Origin of the sequence: Yersinia sp. 2553 StPb PI, assembly GCF_052217105.1 — a bacterium.
Lineage (GTDB): Bacteria > Pseudomonadota > Gammaproteobacteria > Enterobacterales > Enterobacteriaceae > Yersinia > Yersinia enterocolitica_E.
This window is the reverse complement of sequence record NZ_JAZGPX010000002.1, coordinates 4,004,223-4,019,608: the sequence shown is the minus strand read 5'-3', so window position 1 is coordinate 4,019,608 and position 15,386 is coordinate 4,004,223. Positions and strand designations below refer to the sequence as shown.

Sequence of the window (15,386 nt, the reverse complement as noted above, 5' to 3'; positions counted from 1 at the left end):
CTTACCTCGTTCCCGCCAACTGGAAAGCATTTTCCAAATCGGCAATCAAATCTTCGCTGTCTTCAATACCCACGGAAATGCGCAACAAGCTGTCAGTAATACCTGCGGCAATGCGCGCTTCTGGTGCCATACCGGCATGGGTCATGGTCGCTGCATGGGAAATCAGACTTTCCACACCGCCCAAAGACTCCGCCAGAGTAAATAACTCAAGGGCTGAGAGGAAGCGACGCAGTAGCTGTTCATCACCATCAAGCTCAAAACTGAGCATCGCACCGAAACCAGACTGCTGACGGCAGGCAATTTCGTGGCCGGGATGTTGTGGCAGAGAAGGATGATACAGCTTTTTCACCAAAGGCTGCTGCTGTAAATAACGAACAATCTCATCCGCGTTACGTTGCTGCTGAGCCATACGTGGCGACAAGGTACGCAAACCGCGTAATAACAGGTAGCTATCAAATGCTGCCCCCGTTACCCCGATATTATTCGCCCACCATGCCAGCTCAACCGCCAGCTCAGGATCTTTGGCAATTACCGCACCAGCGACCACATCAGAGTGACCATTTAGGTATTTAGTACAGGAGTGAACCACCAAATCCGCCCCTAAAGAGAGTGGCTGCTGCAAGGCAGGGCTGAGGAACGTGTTATCACAAACCGTCAGAGCACCTACTGCATGTGCCGCCTTGCAGATAGCGGCAATATCTACCACCCGTAGCAGCGGATTGCTGGGTGTTTCAATCAATATGAGCTTGGGTTTTTCCGCCAAGGCCCGGCTCAATGCCGTTTCATCACCCTGATCGACAAACAGCACCCGATAAGCACCGCGCTTGCTCAGACTATCGAATAAACGATAACTGCCGCCGTAACAGTCGTGTGGGGCGACCAGCAAGTCACCCGGTTTTAGGAATGTGGTGCAAACCAAATGAATCGCCGACATCCCGCTGCTGGTCATGACTGCACCCGCACCACCTTCCAGTTCCGCCAGTGCACGCTGTACCACATCGCGCGTCGGATTCCCGCGACGTGAATAATCATGTGCGCGCGGCTGATTAAAATCGATAAAATTATAGGTACTGGAGAGGTGAATCGGGGGGACAACGCAGCCGTATTGCTCGTCATCGTTCAACCCGCTACGGACTGCTATTGTTGCCTGTTTACGCGTCATATGGATTTCCACCAGCCGGTTATCAAGAAAATGTTACGCCAGATTAGACGCACAAATTACGGACGTCAATACATCTGGACATCTAAACTTCTTTGCGTATAGATTGAGCAATGGAATAATAACCGCTAAAATTGTAGAGGCTTTAACTATCTTAATGATGTCAGTGAGTTTTCGGTGGTGTTTTGTTTAACCGCGAGGACCGTATCGAAAGGTAACGGCTATCAATAAGTAGTAAAATGATTAAATGGGTGATGTTGCTCTAGTAAAATCGACATTTATTTAGTGAGAACAGCGAAGATCGGGCATAATTGGCCGGTTTTCAGAATTTTGTATTTTCCCGACAAATTTAAGGTGTCCCATGGCTGAGTGGAACGGCGAGTATGTCAGCCCTTACGCTGAACACGGTAAGAAAAGCGAACAGGTCAAAAAAATTACGGTATCCATTCCGCTGAAGGTGTTAAAAATCCTCACCGATGAACGGACCCGCCGTCAGGTGAACAACCTGCGCCACGCCACCAACAGTGAATTGTTGTGTGAGGCCTTTTTGCATGCATTTACCGGCCAGCCGCTACCGAATGACGAAGACCTGCGTAAAGAACGTAGCGATGAAATCCCGGAAGCCGCGAAAATTTTAATGCGTGAGTTGGGTGTTGACCCCGATACCTGGGAATACTAATCCCCAGCTACCACTCGGTTCATTAGTCATAGTGAACCTGAAATGTAGAAACAAAAAAGGCACCCGAAGGTGCCTTTTTCATCTGACGGGCAATAATTACTTCTTAGCGCCCGGCATGCTGAAACGCTTGTTAAAGCGGTCAACACGGCCACCGGTAGCAACATCACGCTGCTTGCCAGTGTAGAACGGGTGGCATTCGCCGCACACGTCCAGATTCAGGTCATGACCAACAGTAGAGTTGATCTTGATAACGTTACCGCAAGAGCAAGAAGCAGTAACTTGTTCGTATTTAGGGTGGATACCTTGTTTCATGGAAAACCTCTATATTTAGGCCGTGTCGCTATCCAGCCCTGTTCCGCCAGACACCACACGATTGATAAATAACAATTTGATTGTTAACGAACAGCTGCGGATAAAGTAAGCAACGGTTGTTAACAGGATTTGATATCGAATTATACCAAAGGCGGCGAATCATACAGAATTTGACCAAACCGCGCAATCGAATCCGCACATTGTGAAGCACGCAGTGTAAACTGTTCAATCTTTATTTAGACCCGTCATACTTCAAGTTGCATGTGCGTTGGCTGTGCTCAATAACCCGAATCACTTACTCATGTAAGCTCATCGGGATTTTCTCGCTTGCCGCCTTCCTGCAACTCGAATTATTTAGGGTATAGGCCAATTGTACTTATTTAGACCAATTTTAGTTATCAGGATGAAAACACATGTCCGTTGTTCAAGTGGCATTACCCGTACCGTTGGCCCGTAGCTTTGATTACCGTTTAGACAGCGCCATGGCCTGCCCGGTGGTCGGTGCTCGCGTTAGTGTGCCATTTGGTAAACGCAAAGCCATCGGAATTGTGGTGGGTATCAGTGATACCAGCACATTCCCCCTTGAACAACTGAAAGCCATTGACGCCGTTCTGGATGAGCGCAGCTTATTCCCACCCAGCTTGTGGCGCATTCTCTGCTGGGCAACCGAGTATTATCATTACCCGATAGGTGAAGTGCTGTTCCATGCTCTACCTATTCTGTTGCGCCAAGGGAAGCCTGCCCAATCTGCGCCGTTGTGGCAGTGGTTCGCAACCGAACAAGGGCGAGCCACACCACCGGAAAGCTTAAAACGCGCCCCGAAGCAGCAACAAGCGCTTGCCGCATTATTGCAAAAACCGGTCTATCGCCATCAAGTTAATGAAATGGCACTCACCGAAAGCGCATTGCAGGCATTACGCAGTAAAGGGCTAATTGACCTGCGGGCACAGGAAATCGCGACTACCGATTGGCGCAACGGCTTCGCCGTTCTGGGTGAGCGCCTGCGGCTGAATACCGAGCAGGCAACCGCCGTTGGGGCGATTCGCAGTGAAGATACCCAGTTTGCAGTCTGGCTGCTGGCTGGGGTGACCGGCTCCGGTAAAACAGAAGTTTATCTGAGCGTGCTGGAAAATATTCTGGCACAAGGCCGCCAGGCGTTGGTTTTAGTCCCTGAGATCGGCCTGACCCCACAGACTATCGCTCGTTTTCGCGAAAGGTTTAACGCCCCCGTTGAGGTGCTCCATTCAGGTTTAAATGACAGCGAACGTTTGTCCGTCTGGCTACGGGCACGTAACGGCGAAGCCGCAATTGTTATTGGTACCCGCTCGGCACTGTTTACGCCGTTTTCCCGCCTCGGGGTCATTATTATCGATGAAGAGCACGACAGCTCTTATAAACAGCAAGAAGGCTGGCGGTATCATGCCCGGGATTTAGCCGTATTTCGGGCCCGTGAAGAAGGCATTCCTATCGTGATGGGCACGGCGACCCCGGCGCTTGAGACCCTGCACAATGTGCAAATGGGTAAATATCGCCAGTTGACGCTATCTAAACGGGCGGGGAATGCCAAACCCGCCGTACAGCATTTGCTCGATTTAAAAGGCTTACCGCTTAAAGTTGGCCTCTCTCAGCCACTGCTAAAACGGATGAAAACCCATTTACAGGCCGATAATCAGGTAATTTTGTTCCTGAACCGCCGTGGCTATGCTCCCGCGCTACTGTGCCATGAGTGTGGCTGGATTGCTGAATGCCAGCGTTGCGACCACTATTACACCTTGCATCAAAATCACCGTCAGTTGCGCTGCCACCATTGCGACAGCCAGCGCCCGGTGCCTCAGCAATGCCCAAAATGTGGTTCAACCCATCTGGTCTCTGTCGGTGTTGGCACTGAACAGTTAGAGAACGAACTGGCTCCTCTGTTCCCGGATACTCCCATCACTCGAATTGACCGCGATACCACCAGCCGCAAAGGCTCGCTGGAACAGCATTTGGCTGATGTCCATCAAGGGGGATCGCGCATCTTGATTGGTACCCAAATGTTGGCTAAAGGGCATCACTTCCCTGATGTCACGCTAGTGGCCTTGCTGGATGTCGATGGCGCACTGTTCTCGGCAGATTTCCGTTCGGCAGAACGGTTTGCCCAGCTTTATACACAAGTTTCAGGTCGTGCCGGGCGCGCGGGTAAGCAAGGTGAAGTTATTTTACAAACACACCACCCTGAGCATCCACTGCTGCAAATTTTGCTGCAACAGGGCTACGATGCCTTTGCCAAACAGGCCCTAGAGGAACGTAAAAGCGTATTTTTACCGCCTTATACCAGCCATATCATCGTGCGCAGTGAAGATCACGATAACCAGCAATCCGCGCTGTTCCTGCAACAATTGCGTAATTTGCTGGAGGCCAGCCCACTCAAAGATGATGCATTGTGGATTATGGGGCCAGTGCCCGCATTGCAGGCCAAACGCAGTGGACGCTTCCGTTGGCAATTGCTGTTACAGCACCCTTCACGGCAATTGCTACAACGGCTGATTAAAACCTCTCAGCCGCTAATCAATACATTGCCGCAGGCACGTAAGGTTAAGTGGACGTTGGATGTTGACCCAATAGACAGCTAATTCCCCGCCTTAATTAATGCCAATAACGTTGAGTACTCTCTCTTTCACTTGGGGAATTTATTGTTTGATCTGTGCCACAAAGCAATCGATTACCCCGCTTTCTGCGAGCCAGTTCGAAAAAACCTACTTATGTCACACTTTTTATGCAAATTAGGTAACAAATTACCCCCACTATCTGTATAGAATGACGGAAAGCCTGCATTAAGCATCAGTGCTGGCTCGGAGCCAGAGCAAGGAGAAAGGCGTTGGAACATAAGAAAGAATTCACGATGGCTACCATGAAAGACGTTGCTGAAATGGCAGGTGTTTCAACTGCGACGGTGTCACGCGCACTGATGAACCCGGAAAAAGTGTCAACAGTAACCCGGCAAAAAGTGGAGCAAGCTGTTCTGGCGGTGGGTTATTCTCCTCATGCTTTGTCCCGCAATATTAAACGTAATGAATCGCGCACGATTCTGGTTATTGTACCGGATATTAGTGACCCGTTTTTTGCTGATATCATTCAAGGGATTGAGTATGCGGCAGCCCAGCAAGGTTATCTGATCTTAATTGGCGATTGCGCACAACAAACCCAGCAAGAGCGTAGCTTCGTTAACCTGATCATTACCAAGCAAATTGATGGCATGTTGTTGTTAGGTTCCAATCTGCCTTTTGATGCCAGCAAAGAAGAGCAGCGCAATTTGCCGCCAATGGTGATGGCAAACGAGTTCGCTCCTGAACTGGAACTGCCAACGGTACATATCGATAATCTGACTGCCGCTTATGAAGCGGTTAATTATCTACATGAATTGGGGCACAAACGTATTGCCTGTGTTGCCGGGCCGGAAAGTTTGCCGCTAAGTCATTATCGGCTCCAGGGCTATATTCAGGCACTGCGTCGTAATGGTATCGCTGTCGACAGTGACTATATTATGCGCGGTGACTTTAGCTATGAAGCTGGCGCAGAAACCTTTGCGGTGCTGATGGCATTACCTCATCCCCCAACAGCAATATTTTGTCACAATGATGTGATGGCGATAGGCGCGATGTGGCAGGCAAAGAGAATGGGACTACGTATCCCGCAGGATGTCTCGCTGGTAGGCTTTGACGATCTGAAGTTGTCACAGTATTGTGATCCCCCTTTGACCACCGTGGCTCAACCACGTTATCAAATTGGTCAGCAAGCCATGTTACTATTACTTGAGCAGCTACAAGGGCATTCAGTACAAAGTGGCTCCCGGTTGTTAGACACCGAGTTAATTGTCAGGGAAAGTACTGCTGCGCCTAAACGCTAGGCAAATATTCAGGGGTTCAGTAACATGACGGACTTATTCCATCATCAAGACGCAGCGAAACGATAGTGGCACAAAGAGATTATGTAAGCCGAGGGCGCTCAGGAGCGCGGCGCAAAAGCACCAGCCGGAAAAAACGCAGTGCGCCAGCAGTATCTAAAACCGTGGTGGCGCTGGCCGTCGCGCTATTAGTGGTATTTGTTGGTGGCCTCTATTTCATCACCCATAATAAGCCGGGTGAGCTTCCGTTATTGCCCAGCCATGATCCTCGTACCGGTAATGGGTTACCGCCCAAACCCGAAGAACGCTGGCGTTATATTAAAGAGCTGGAAAACCGTCAGATTGGCGTCCCAACACCTACAGAGCCCTCTGCTGGTGGCGAAGCCAATTCTAAAACGCAACTGACTAATGAGCAGCGCCAATTGCTAGAGCAGATGCAGGCAGATATGCGCCAGCAGCCAACGCAGTTATCAGAGGTTCCGTATAACCAAGGGATGACGGTGCCACGCTCTGCTGTGACCATCAAACCACCGGTCACGACCCTGCAACAGCAGCCGCTAACACCGCCGCGCCAGACTACCGCGCCGGTACAGCAGCAGACGCAGGTACAATCGCCTGTGGCTACCCCACAACGCGCGCAACCGGCAGCTCCGGTAACACCGGCCGTTACACCGCCGAAACCGGAAAAAGAGAAAGAAAAAGCACAACGTTGGATGGTGCAGTGTGGTTCATTCAAAGCCATCGATCAGGCCGAATCTATCCGCGCCCAATTGGCATTTGGCGGTATCGAAAGCCGCATTACCAGCGGTGGTGGCTGGAATCGTGTGGTCCTTGGCCCTTACAGTACCAAAGCAGCCGCTGATAGTACCTTGCAACGTTTGAAAGGCGCGGGTCAATCAGGATGCATTCCCCTCGCTGTAGGGGGTTGAAAAGTCGCAATCCTCCCCCATTTATAATCTCAATATACCCCGTGCTGTTTTTTGACAGGCAGTACGGGGACTCATTCAGTCTGCAACGAGGGTCCGCTCGTGACAACAATTGTAAGTGTACGTCGTAATGGTCATGTCGTTATTGGTGGTGATGGCCAGGTCACTCTGGGTAATACCGTAATGAAGGGTAATGCCAAAAAAGTACGCCGCCTTTATAACAATAAAGTGATTGCGGGCTTTGCTGGCGGTACTGCCGATGCCTTTACGCTGTTTGAGCTGTTTGAGCGCAAACTGGAGATGCATCAAGGCCACCTGACTAAAGCGGCTGTCGAGTTAGCCAAAGACTGGCGTACTGATCGTATGTTACGCAAGCTTGAAGCACTACTGGCTGTAGCGGATGAAACAGCATCACTCATCATTACCGGCAACGGCGATGTTGTTCAACCAGAAGACGACCTGATTGCTATCGGTTCCGGTGGGCCTTATGCCCAATCTGCCGCGCGCGCGCTGTTAGACAATACTGAATTAAGTGCCAAAGATATCGTTGAGAAGTCTCTGAGCATTGCGGGGGATATCTGTATCTATACCAACCGCTTCCAAACCATCGAAGAATTAACGTATAAAGCGTAAGGATAGAGTGACATGTCTGAAATGACCCCACGCGAAATCGTCAGCGAACTTGATAGCTACATCATCGGCCAGGATAAAGCTAAACGTGCGGTGGCAATTGCCCTGCGTAACCGCTGGCGCCGTATGCAGCTCAATGAAGAGTTGCGTCACGAAGTTACCCCTAAAAACATTCTGATGATCGGTCCAACCGGTGTCGGTAAAACTGAAATTGCTCGCCGTCTGGCAAAATTGGCCAATGCGCCATTTATCAAAGTTGAAGCGACCAAATTCACCGAAGTGGGTTATGTTGGTAAAGAAGTGGATTCTATTATCCGCGATCTGACCGATGCGGCTGTGAAAATGGTTCGCCATCAATCAATTGAGAAAATGCGTTACCGGGCTGAAGAGTTAGCCGAAGAACGTATTCTGGACGTGTTGATTCCACCGGCCAAAAATAACTGGGGCCAGCCGGATGAAACACAAGAGCCATCCGCTACCCGCCAGGCTTTCCGCAAAAAATTACGTGAAGGGCAACTGGACGACAAAGAGATTGAAATCGATCTGGCTGCTTCGCCGATGGGGGTTGAAATCATGGCACCTCCTGGCATGGAAGAGATGACTAACCAGTTACAATCTATGTTCCAGAACATCGCCGGTCAGAAACAAAAACCGCGTAAAGTCAAAATCAAAGACGCGTTCAAACTGCTGATTGAGGAAGAAGGCGCGAAACTGGTCAATCCAGAAGAGCTGAAACAGCAGGCGATTGATGCCGTTGAACAACACGGGATCGTGTTCATCGATGAAATCGATAAAATCTGTAAACGCGGTCAAACGTCAGGCCCGGATGTGTCCCGTGAAGGGGTACAGCGTGACTTGCTGCCATTGGTCGAAGGTTGCACCGTATCAACTAAACACGGCATGGTGAAAACTGACCATATCTTGTTTATTGCCTCCGGCGCATTCCAGGTGTCCAGCCCGTCAGATCTTATCCCGGAATTGCAAGGCCGCCTGCCAATCCGCGTTGAATTGCAGGCGCTGACCACCGATGATTTCGAGCGTATCCTGACCGAGCCAAGTGCCTCATTAACCGAGCAGTACAAAGCGCTGATGGCTACTGAAGGGGTTACCGTTGAATTTACTCGCGAAGGTATCCGCAAAATTGCTGAAGCAGCATGGCAAGTTAACGAGCGCACCGAGAATATCGGCGCACGCCGCTTGCATACCGTGCTGGAGCGTTTGATGGAAGATATCTCCTATGACGCTAGCGAAAGTAATGGTCAATCCATCACTATTGATGCTGTATATGTTGGTAAGCATCTTGATGAGCTGGTAGCAGATGAAGATCTGAGTCGTTTTATCCTATAATTCGCTTTATATCTTTATGCTGGATAAAATAGTCCGTCAGGACAATATCGAGTGGGAGGCATCGCCTCCCACTGTTGTTTTTTGACAGACATAATGTTTTTAACACGCCGATATGGGCGGACCAGACTCCTAATATAATAAAATGAAGCGAAACATGAGCCTATCAACCAACACCAGCCAGACCCAGGCTTGGCTGGAAAGCCTGCGACCACGAACCCTGCCACTGGCCTTTGCCTCAATCGTTACCGGTTCAGCCCTTGCTGTCTGGCTCGATAGTTTTAAACCTGCCGTAGCACTCCTCGCCTTATTAACTGCTGGCCTGCTGCAAATTCTATCTAATCTGGCTAATGATTACGGTGATGCCATCAAGGGCAGTGATACTGAAGAGCGTATCGGGCCATTGCGCGGGATGCAAAAAGGGATGATTACCCGCCAGCAGATGAAAGTGGCGCTGATTGTCACCGTTATTCTGACGATTATTTCCGGTATCGCACTCATTGCTGTGGCCTGTGAAAAACCCAGCGATGTTTTAGGCTTTTTATTGCTTGGGTTAATGGCAATTGTGGCAGCTATTACCTATACCGTCGGTAGCAAACCCTATGGTTATATGGGGCTGGGTGATATTTCAGTACTGGTCTTCTTCGGCTGGCTGAGTGTCGCGGGGACTTACTATCTCCAGGCTGGGCACTTTGACACTATCGTGATGTTACCCGCCACGGCCTGCGGTTTACTGGCAACGGCGGTTTTGAATATTAATAATTTGCGCGATATTGAAAACGACGCAGCTAATGGTAAAAACACGTTGGCAGTGCGTTTGGGGCCGGTGGTCGCACGTTATTATCATGCCATATTAATCGCGGCAGCAATTTTGTGCCTGGCAATATTCACACTTCAGAATTTGCATAGCTGGGCCGGCTGGATCTTTATTCTAGCCGTTCCGTTACTGGTCAAACATGCGCTGTTTGTACTGCGTGAGCCTACTGCTGCGGGTATGCGCCCAATGCTTGAGCATATGGTTAAAGCCGCATTACTGACCAACGTTCTGTTTGCTGTCGGTCTGGTATTCAGTTAATCCCAGCGGTTTGTTCTTCAAACCTTCTCCGGGCCACACCCCATAAAGGCCAGCCCGGATAAATTTAACAATTGATGATTTTGCCAACAGCAGCCAGAAAGGGATATACTTAATCTCCCAGCCGCAACCAGACGTTAATCCTATGAAATATGATACTTCCGAACTCTGTGATACCTATCATGAAGAGGTAAATGTGGTAGAACCACTGTTCTCCAATTTTGGGGGGCGCACTTCATTTGGTGGCAAGATTACTACTGTAAAATGTTTCGAAGATAACGGCTTGTTGTTCGACCTGCTTGAAGAAAATGGTCTGGGCCGTGTTCTGGTCGTCGATGGCGGTGGCTCAGTGCGCCGTGCATTAATCGATGCTGAGTTAGCTGAATTAGCATTGAAAAACGAGTGGGAAGGCATTGTGGTTTACGGTGCTGTGCGTCAGGTAGACGATCTGGCGGAGTTAGATATCGGTATTCAGGCAATGGCTGCAATTCCGGTAGGTGCGGCAGATGAAGGCATTGGTGAGAGCGACATCCGTGTGAACTTTGGCGGTGTAACATTCTTCTCTGGTGACCACTTGTACGCAGATAACACTGGGATCATCTTGTCAGAAGAACCACTGGATATTGAATAATATCCCTCTGATTTTCATAAGAAAGGGCGATATTGATATCGCCCTTTTTGCTACTTCGTATTTGCAGTAGCTACGTGACAAGCCGCCTTCAACAACCGATTACGGTTGCGTTAAGCCAGCTAGCACTTAGACTTCTTCCATCTTTCCCAACAGTGCCCGCAGACGATCCTGCCAAACATGCTGCTCTTGTTTTAGTTGCTCATTTTCGCGCACTAAGGCTTCACGGCCACCAGCAGCATCCTGAACTTCTTGGGACAGGGTGTTATTCTTCTCTTTCAGCTCTTCAATTTCCATCTGTAGCAAAGTGATGGTATCAATCGCCTGCTGAACTTTAACTTCCAATTTCTCAAATACTTCAAATGACATTCTTCGGTCCCCTTATGGTAGCAAGGCGTACATCTTTTGGTCGCAGTCATCATTCTTAGCCGACGTCGCCGTATTAACTAAGTCACCGTATCTACTGAGCTGACACTCGGCAGATGAAACTGCTGTGAATACTTATCGCGCTATATATCCATCGAACTAGGTGTAACAAGCGCTATGTTCTAACGCGTTCCTTTGCAGAGGCAACGCAGCTTGATAAAAACGATGCTCTTGATAAACCGATTGTATGTAGCCAGCCCCCCCCTGTCTAGCGCCATACCGGTACAAACCACACTCTGTAGCAATTTCGTGTCAGTAACTATCAGCAAAAACCGAAAAACCGCTATGACCCATCCTGTAAAATTATACATGCCTTTAACAACTGATAGCGAAACCACTGGTCTGATCACACTTTCAAAGTCCCTTAACAGCCGTGAATAACGCGAAATCGCTCATTTTTATGACACACCACACACATTTTGATTTCGCTATTTCTCGTTTGTGCTCGTTAACGATAAATTTACATCACTCCCTTCGCGGTTCGAAGGGCAAAAATAAGAAATACCCTATAAATCTCTGTCTGTAGGACATCTACTATGAGCCAAACCGCTAGTTCGACGTTGAAGGGCCAGTGTATTGCGGAGTTTCTCGGTACCGGTCTGCTGATCTTTTTTGGTGTAGGCTGCGTTGCTGCATTGAAGTTGGCTGGAGCCAGTTTTGGGCAGTGGGAAATCAGTATCATTTGGGGCCTGGGTGTTGCCATGGCCATCTATTTGACAGCAGCAATCTCAGGTGCACATCTTAATCCGGCCGTAACCATTGCATTGTGGTTATTCGCTTGTTTCGATCGCCGTAAAGTTCTCCCTTACATTGTGGCGCAGGTTGCCGGCGCATTTTGCGCTGCCGCGTTAGTGTATGGCCTCTATTACAACCTGTTTGTCGATTTCGAACAAACGCACCAAGTGGTTCGCGGTAGCGCCGAGAGCCTGAATCTAGCCGGAATCTTCTCAACTTATCCAAATCCACATATTTCTGTGTTCCAGGCCTTCCTGGTTGAAACAGTGATTACTGCCATTCTGATGTGTCTGATTCTGGCACTGACCGATGATGGTAACGGTATTCCACGCGGCCCACTGGCTCCTCTACTGATTGGTATCTTGATTGCCGTTATCGGTGCATCTATGGGTCCATTGACTGGGTTTGCATTGAATCCAGCACGTGACTTTGGTCCAAAGGTATTCGCTTATCTGGCAGGTTGGGGCGAAATTGCCTTCACTGGCGGGCGTGATATTCCTTACTTCCTGGTCCCTATTTTCGGGCCTATCGTCGGTGCATTACTCGGTGCTTTCGGTTATCGCGCCCTGATTGGCCGCCATTTACCGTGCGATGTGTGCGTGGTTGATGATGAAGAAACCACGGTAACGACCACAGAACGTAAAGCATAAATAATAGATACTACCCAATAGATTTACGGCAACTTAAAAGTAGGCTAACTATGACAACTGAAAATACTACTCAAAAGAAATACATTGTCGCGCTTGATCAGGGAACCACCAGCTCCAGAGCCGTGGTGCTGGATCATGATGCCAATATCGTGAGTGTTTCTCAGCGCGAATTCACTCAAATTTACCCTAAAGCCGGTTGGGTTGAACATGACCCGATGGAAATCTGGGCGACGCAAAGCTCAACACTGGTTGAAGTACTGGCAAAAGCCGGTATCAGTTCTGACGAAATCGCCGGTATCGGTATTACCAACCAACGTGAAACCACCATTGTTTGGGATAAAGTAACTGGGAAACCAGTGTATAACGCCATTGTTTGGCAATGCCGTCGTACTGCTGATATCTGCGAAAAACTGAAAAAAGAAGGGCTGGAAGAGTACATCCGTTACAACACCGGCCTGGTGGTCGACCCTTACTTCTCCGGCACCAAAGTGAAATGGATCCTTGATAACGTCGAGGGTGCCCGTGAGCGCGCTGAACGCGGTGAGTTACTGTTTGGTACGGTGGATACCTGGCTGGTATGGAACATGACCCAAGGCCGCGTACACGTTACGGATTACACAAACGCATCACGTACCATGATGTTTAATATCCGTACCAAAGAGTGGGATGACCGTATGCTGAAAGCGCTGAATATTCCGCGCGCTATGCTGCCTGAAGTCCGTCCATCCTCAGAAGTTTACGGCCAGACCAACATTGGTGGTAAAGGCGGGACCCGTATTCCAATCGCAGGGATCGCGGGTGACCAGCAAGCGGCCTTGTTCGGTCAGCTTTGTGTACAACCCGGCATGGCTAAAAATACCTACGGAACCGGCTGTTTCTTGTTGATGAATACCGGTACAGAAGCCGTTCAGTCTACTCATGGCCTGCTGACTACTATTGCCTGCGGCCCACGAGGTGAAGTTAACTATGCACTGGAAGGCGCGGTATTTATTGGCGGCGCATCTATCCAGTGGCTGCGTGATGAGCTAAAACTGATCAGTGATGCTACCGACTCCGAATATTTCGCCACTAAAGTGAAAGACAGCAACGGCGTATACGTAGTGCCAGCGTTCACCGGCCTCGGTGCACCTTATTGGGACCCGTATGCCCGAGGTGCGATTTTCGGCCTGACACGTGGGGTTAACAGTAACCACATTATCCGTGCAACCCTTGAATCGATTGCTTACCAGACGCGTGATGTACTGGATGCGATGCAGGCAGATGCCGGCGAACGTCTGAAATCACTGCGTGTGGACGGTGGTGCGGTGGCGAATAACTTCCTGATGCAGTTCCAGGCCGATATTCTGGGTACCCGCGTTGAACGCCCAGCGGTTCGTGAAAGTACCGCTCTCGGTGCTGCGTTCCTGGCAGGTCTTGCGACTGGCTTCTGGAGTGATCTGGATGAAGTGAAAAGCAAGGCAACGATTGAGCGCGAATTCCGCCCAGGGATTGAAACCACTGAACGTGATGTTCGCTACCGTGGCTGGAAGAAAGCCGTGGCGCGTGCCCAGGCATGGGAAGAGCACGAAGAGTAACGGCCCGCTTGTTTTACACTGTTTTTTGTAAACCAAAGGCGCCATCATTCCTGATGGTGCCTTTTTATTGTGAAAAATCTCATCCCGCCAAAAGACACCCCTACGGCTTTACTTCGCAAAGATGGTAGAATTCCTGCTTACATCCTTCTTCTATTACCCTAAATAATTCGAGTTGCAGAAAGGTGGCAAGCGAGAAAAGCCCCAAGAGCTTACATTAAGTAGGTGACTGGGATGAAAAATCTGCTTGCAGCGGTCTCGCCTTGTGAGGCCCATTGACGAGCCAAGTAACGAGCGTAGCCAACGCACATGCAGCTTGAAGTATGACGGGGATACAGGTCTAACCATGAAACGTGAACTAGCCATCGAGTTTTCCCGTGTCACCGAAGCTGCCGCGCTGGCAGGCTATAAGTGGCTGGGCCGGGGCGATAAGAATGCCGCCGACGGCGCTGCCGTACGGGCCATGCGTATTATGCTCAATCAAGTCAATATTGATGGGCAGATTGTTATCGGTGAAGGTGAAATCGATGAAGCACCGATGCTTTTTATCGGTGAAAACGTGGGGACCGGTCAAGGTGATGCGGTTGATATTGCGGTTGACCCGATTGAAGGCACCCGTATGACCGCCATGGGCCAGGCAAATGCGCTGGCGGTGCTGGCGGTGGGAGATAAAGGGACATTTTTACATGCCCCGGATATGTACATGGAAAAGCTGGTAGTTGGACCGGGAGCCAAAGGGGCTATCGACCTTAACCTACCGCTGGAACAAAACCTGCGCAATATCGCCATCAAGCTCAATAAACCCTTGAGTGATTTAACTGTTATCACACTGGCTAAACCACGCCATGACGGTATCATCGCTGAAATGCAGCAACTTGGGGTGAAAGTGTTTGCCATTCCAGATGGCGACGTGGCAGCGTCCATTTTGACCTGCATGCCAGAAAGCGAAGTCGATGTGATGTACTGCATCGGTGGTGCGCCTGAAGGTGTCATTTCTGCTGCGGTGATCCGTGCACTGGATGGCGATATGCAAGGCCGCTTGTTGCCACGCCATCAAGTTAAGGGCGATAACGAAGATAACCGCCGTATGGGTGAACAAGAATTGATTCGTTGCAAATCCATGGGTATTGAAGCAGGTAAAGTGCTGTTATTGGGGGATATGGCCCGTAATGACAATGTGATTTTCTCTGCAACCGGTATTACCAAAGGCGACTTGCTGGAAGGGATTTATCGTAAAGGCAACATGGCGACCACTGAGACACTGCTGATCCGGGGTAAATCCCGCACTATCCGCCGTATCCGTTCGACCCATTTCCTTGATCGCAAAGACTCAGCATTACACGAGTTCTTGCTGTAAACCGCCCCGTGAAT

At 49.7% G+C, this 15,386-nt stretch carries 14 protein-coding genes; 11 read left to right on the top strand and 3 right to left on the bottom strand.

Going from position 1 to position 15,386, the window contains the following annotated elements; all coding sequences use genetic code 11:
* Position 1: 1 nt before the first annotated feature.
* Entirely contained in the window at positions 2-1,162 is a 1,161-nt protein-coding gene (metB, locus tag V2A84_RS19815; RefSeq protein ID WP_083161788.1) for a cystathionine gamma-synthase, read from the bottom strand.
* Between the two features lie 358 nt (positions 1,163-1,520).
* Here metB and metJ point away from each other — a divergent pair, with 358 nt between their 5' ends.
* Positions 1,521-1,838: a met regulon transcriptional regulator MetJ gene (metJ, locus tag V2A84_RS19810; RefSeq protein WP_004392248.1), complete on the top strand. Its 318-nt coding sequence runs from the start codon at positions 1,521-1,523 to the stop codon at positions 1,836-1,838.
* Positions 1,839-1,934: 96 nt separating this feature from the next.
* Here metJ and rpmE read toward each other — a convergent pair whose 3' ends face one another.
* A complete protein-coding gene (gene rpmE, locus V2A84_RS19805; RefSeq protein WP_083161786.1) occupies positions 1,935-2,150 on the bottom strand; it encodes a 50S ribosomal protein L31 in 216 nt (71 codons plus the stop codon).
* A 413-nt stretch (positions 2,151-2,563) separates the two neighbouring features.
* Between rpmE and priA the strand changes: the two genes are divergently transcribed.
* From priA to rraA, 7 genes are all read left to right on the top strand, one after another.
* A complete protein-coding gene (priA, locus tag V2A84_RS19800) occupies positions 2,564-4,762 on the top strand; it encodes a primosomal protein N' (protein WP_083161784.1) in 2,199 nt (732 codons plus the stop codon).
* A gap of 245 nt (positions 4,763-5,007) precedes the next feature.
* On the top strand, positions 5,008-6,036 hold the full coding sequence (gene cytR / locus V2A84_RS19795) for a DNA-binding transcriptional regulator CytR (RefSeq protein ID WP_083161782.1): 1,029 nt from the start codon (positions 5,008-5,010) through the stop codon (positions 6,034-6,036).
* Positions 6,037-6,101: 65 nt separating this feature from the next.
* Positions 6,102-6,962, top strand: a complete 861-nt coding sequence (gene ftsN, locus V2A84_RS19790; protein WP_083161780.1) for a cell division protein FtsN — start codon at positions 6,102-6,104, stop codon at positions 6,960-6,962.
* A 99-nt stretch (positions 6,963-7,061) separates the two neighbouring features.
* Complete coding sequence (gene hslV, locus V2A84_RS19785) at positions 7,062-7,592, top strand: ATP-dependent protease subunit HslV (protein WP_005190517.1); 531 nt, start codon at positions 7,062-7,064, stop codon at positions 7,590-7,592.
* 12 nt (positions 7,593-7,604) lie between these two features.
* Positions 7,605-8,936, top strand: a complete 1,332-nt coding sequence (gene hslU, locus V2A84_RS19780) for an HslU--HslV peptidase ATPase subunit (RefSeq protein ID WP_083161778.1) — start codon at positions 7,605-7,607, stop codon at positions 8,934-8,936.
* Positions 8,937-9,090: 154 nt separating this feature from the next.
* The gene (locus V2A84_RS19775; RefSeq protein WP_083161776.1) at positions 9,091-10,008 is read left to right on the top strand and encodes a 1,4-dihydroxy-2-naphthoate polyprenyltransferase; all 918 of its coding nucleotides are present in this window, start codon (positions 9,091-9,093) and stop codon (positions 10,006-10,008) included.
* A 142-nt stretch (positions 10,009-10,150) separates the two neighbouring features.
* Positions 10,151-10,636 (top strand): ribonuclease E activity regulator RraA, encoded by a 486-nt coding sequence (rraA, locus tag V2A84_RS19770; protein ID WP_083161774.1) that lies wholly within the window; start codon positions 10,151-10,153, stop codon positions 10,634-10,636.
* A gap of 126 nt (positions 10,637-10,762) precedes the next feature.
* Here rraA and zapB read toward each other — a convergent pair whose 3' ends face one another.
* Positions 10,763-11,002 carry a septal ring assembly protein ZapB gene (gene zapB / locus V2A84_RS19765; protein ID WP_004704796.1) on the bottom strand — a complete coding sequence of 80 codons (240 nt, stop codon included), beginning with the start codon at positions 11,000-11,002 and terminating at the stop codon, positions 10,763-10,765.
* A gap of 593 nt (positions 11,003-11,595) precedes the next feature.
* Here zapB and V2A84_RS19760 point away from each other — a divergent pair.
* The 3 genes from V2A84_RS19760 (at position 11,596) to glpX (ending at position 15,372) form a co-directional block, all read left to right on the top strand.
* The gene (locus tag V2A84_RS19760) at positions 11,596-12,444 is read left to right on the top strand and encodes an MIP/aquaporin family protein (RefSeq protein WP_083161772.1); all 849 of its coding nucleotides are present in this window, start codon (positions 11,596-11,598) and stop codon (positions 12,442-12,444) included.
* 50 nt (positions 12,445-12,494) lie between these two features.
* Positions 12,495-14,018, top strand: a complete 1,524-nt coding sequence (glpK, locus tag V2A84_RS19755; protein ID WP_083161770.1) for a glycerol kinase GlpK — start codon at positions 12,495-12,497, stop codon at positions 14,016-14,018.
* A 343-nt stretch (positions 14,019-14,361) separates the two neighbouring features.
* On the top strand, positions 14,362-15,372 hold the full coding sequence (glpX, locus tag V2A84_RS19750; protein ID WP_083161768.1) for a class II fructose-bisphosphatase: 1,011 nt from the start codon (positions 14,362-14,364) through the stop codon (positions 15,370-15,372).
* Positions 15,373-15,386: the final 14 nt, after the last annotated feature.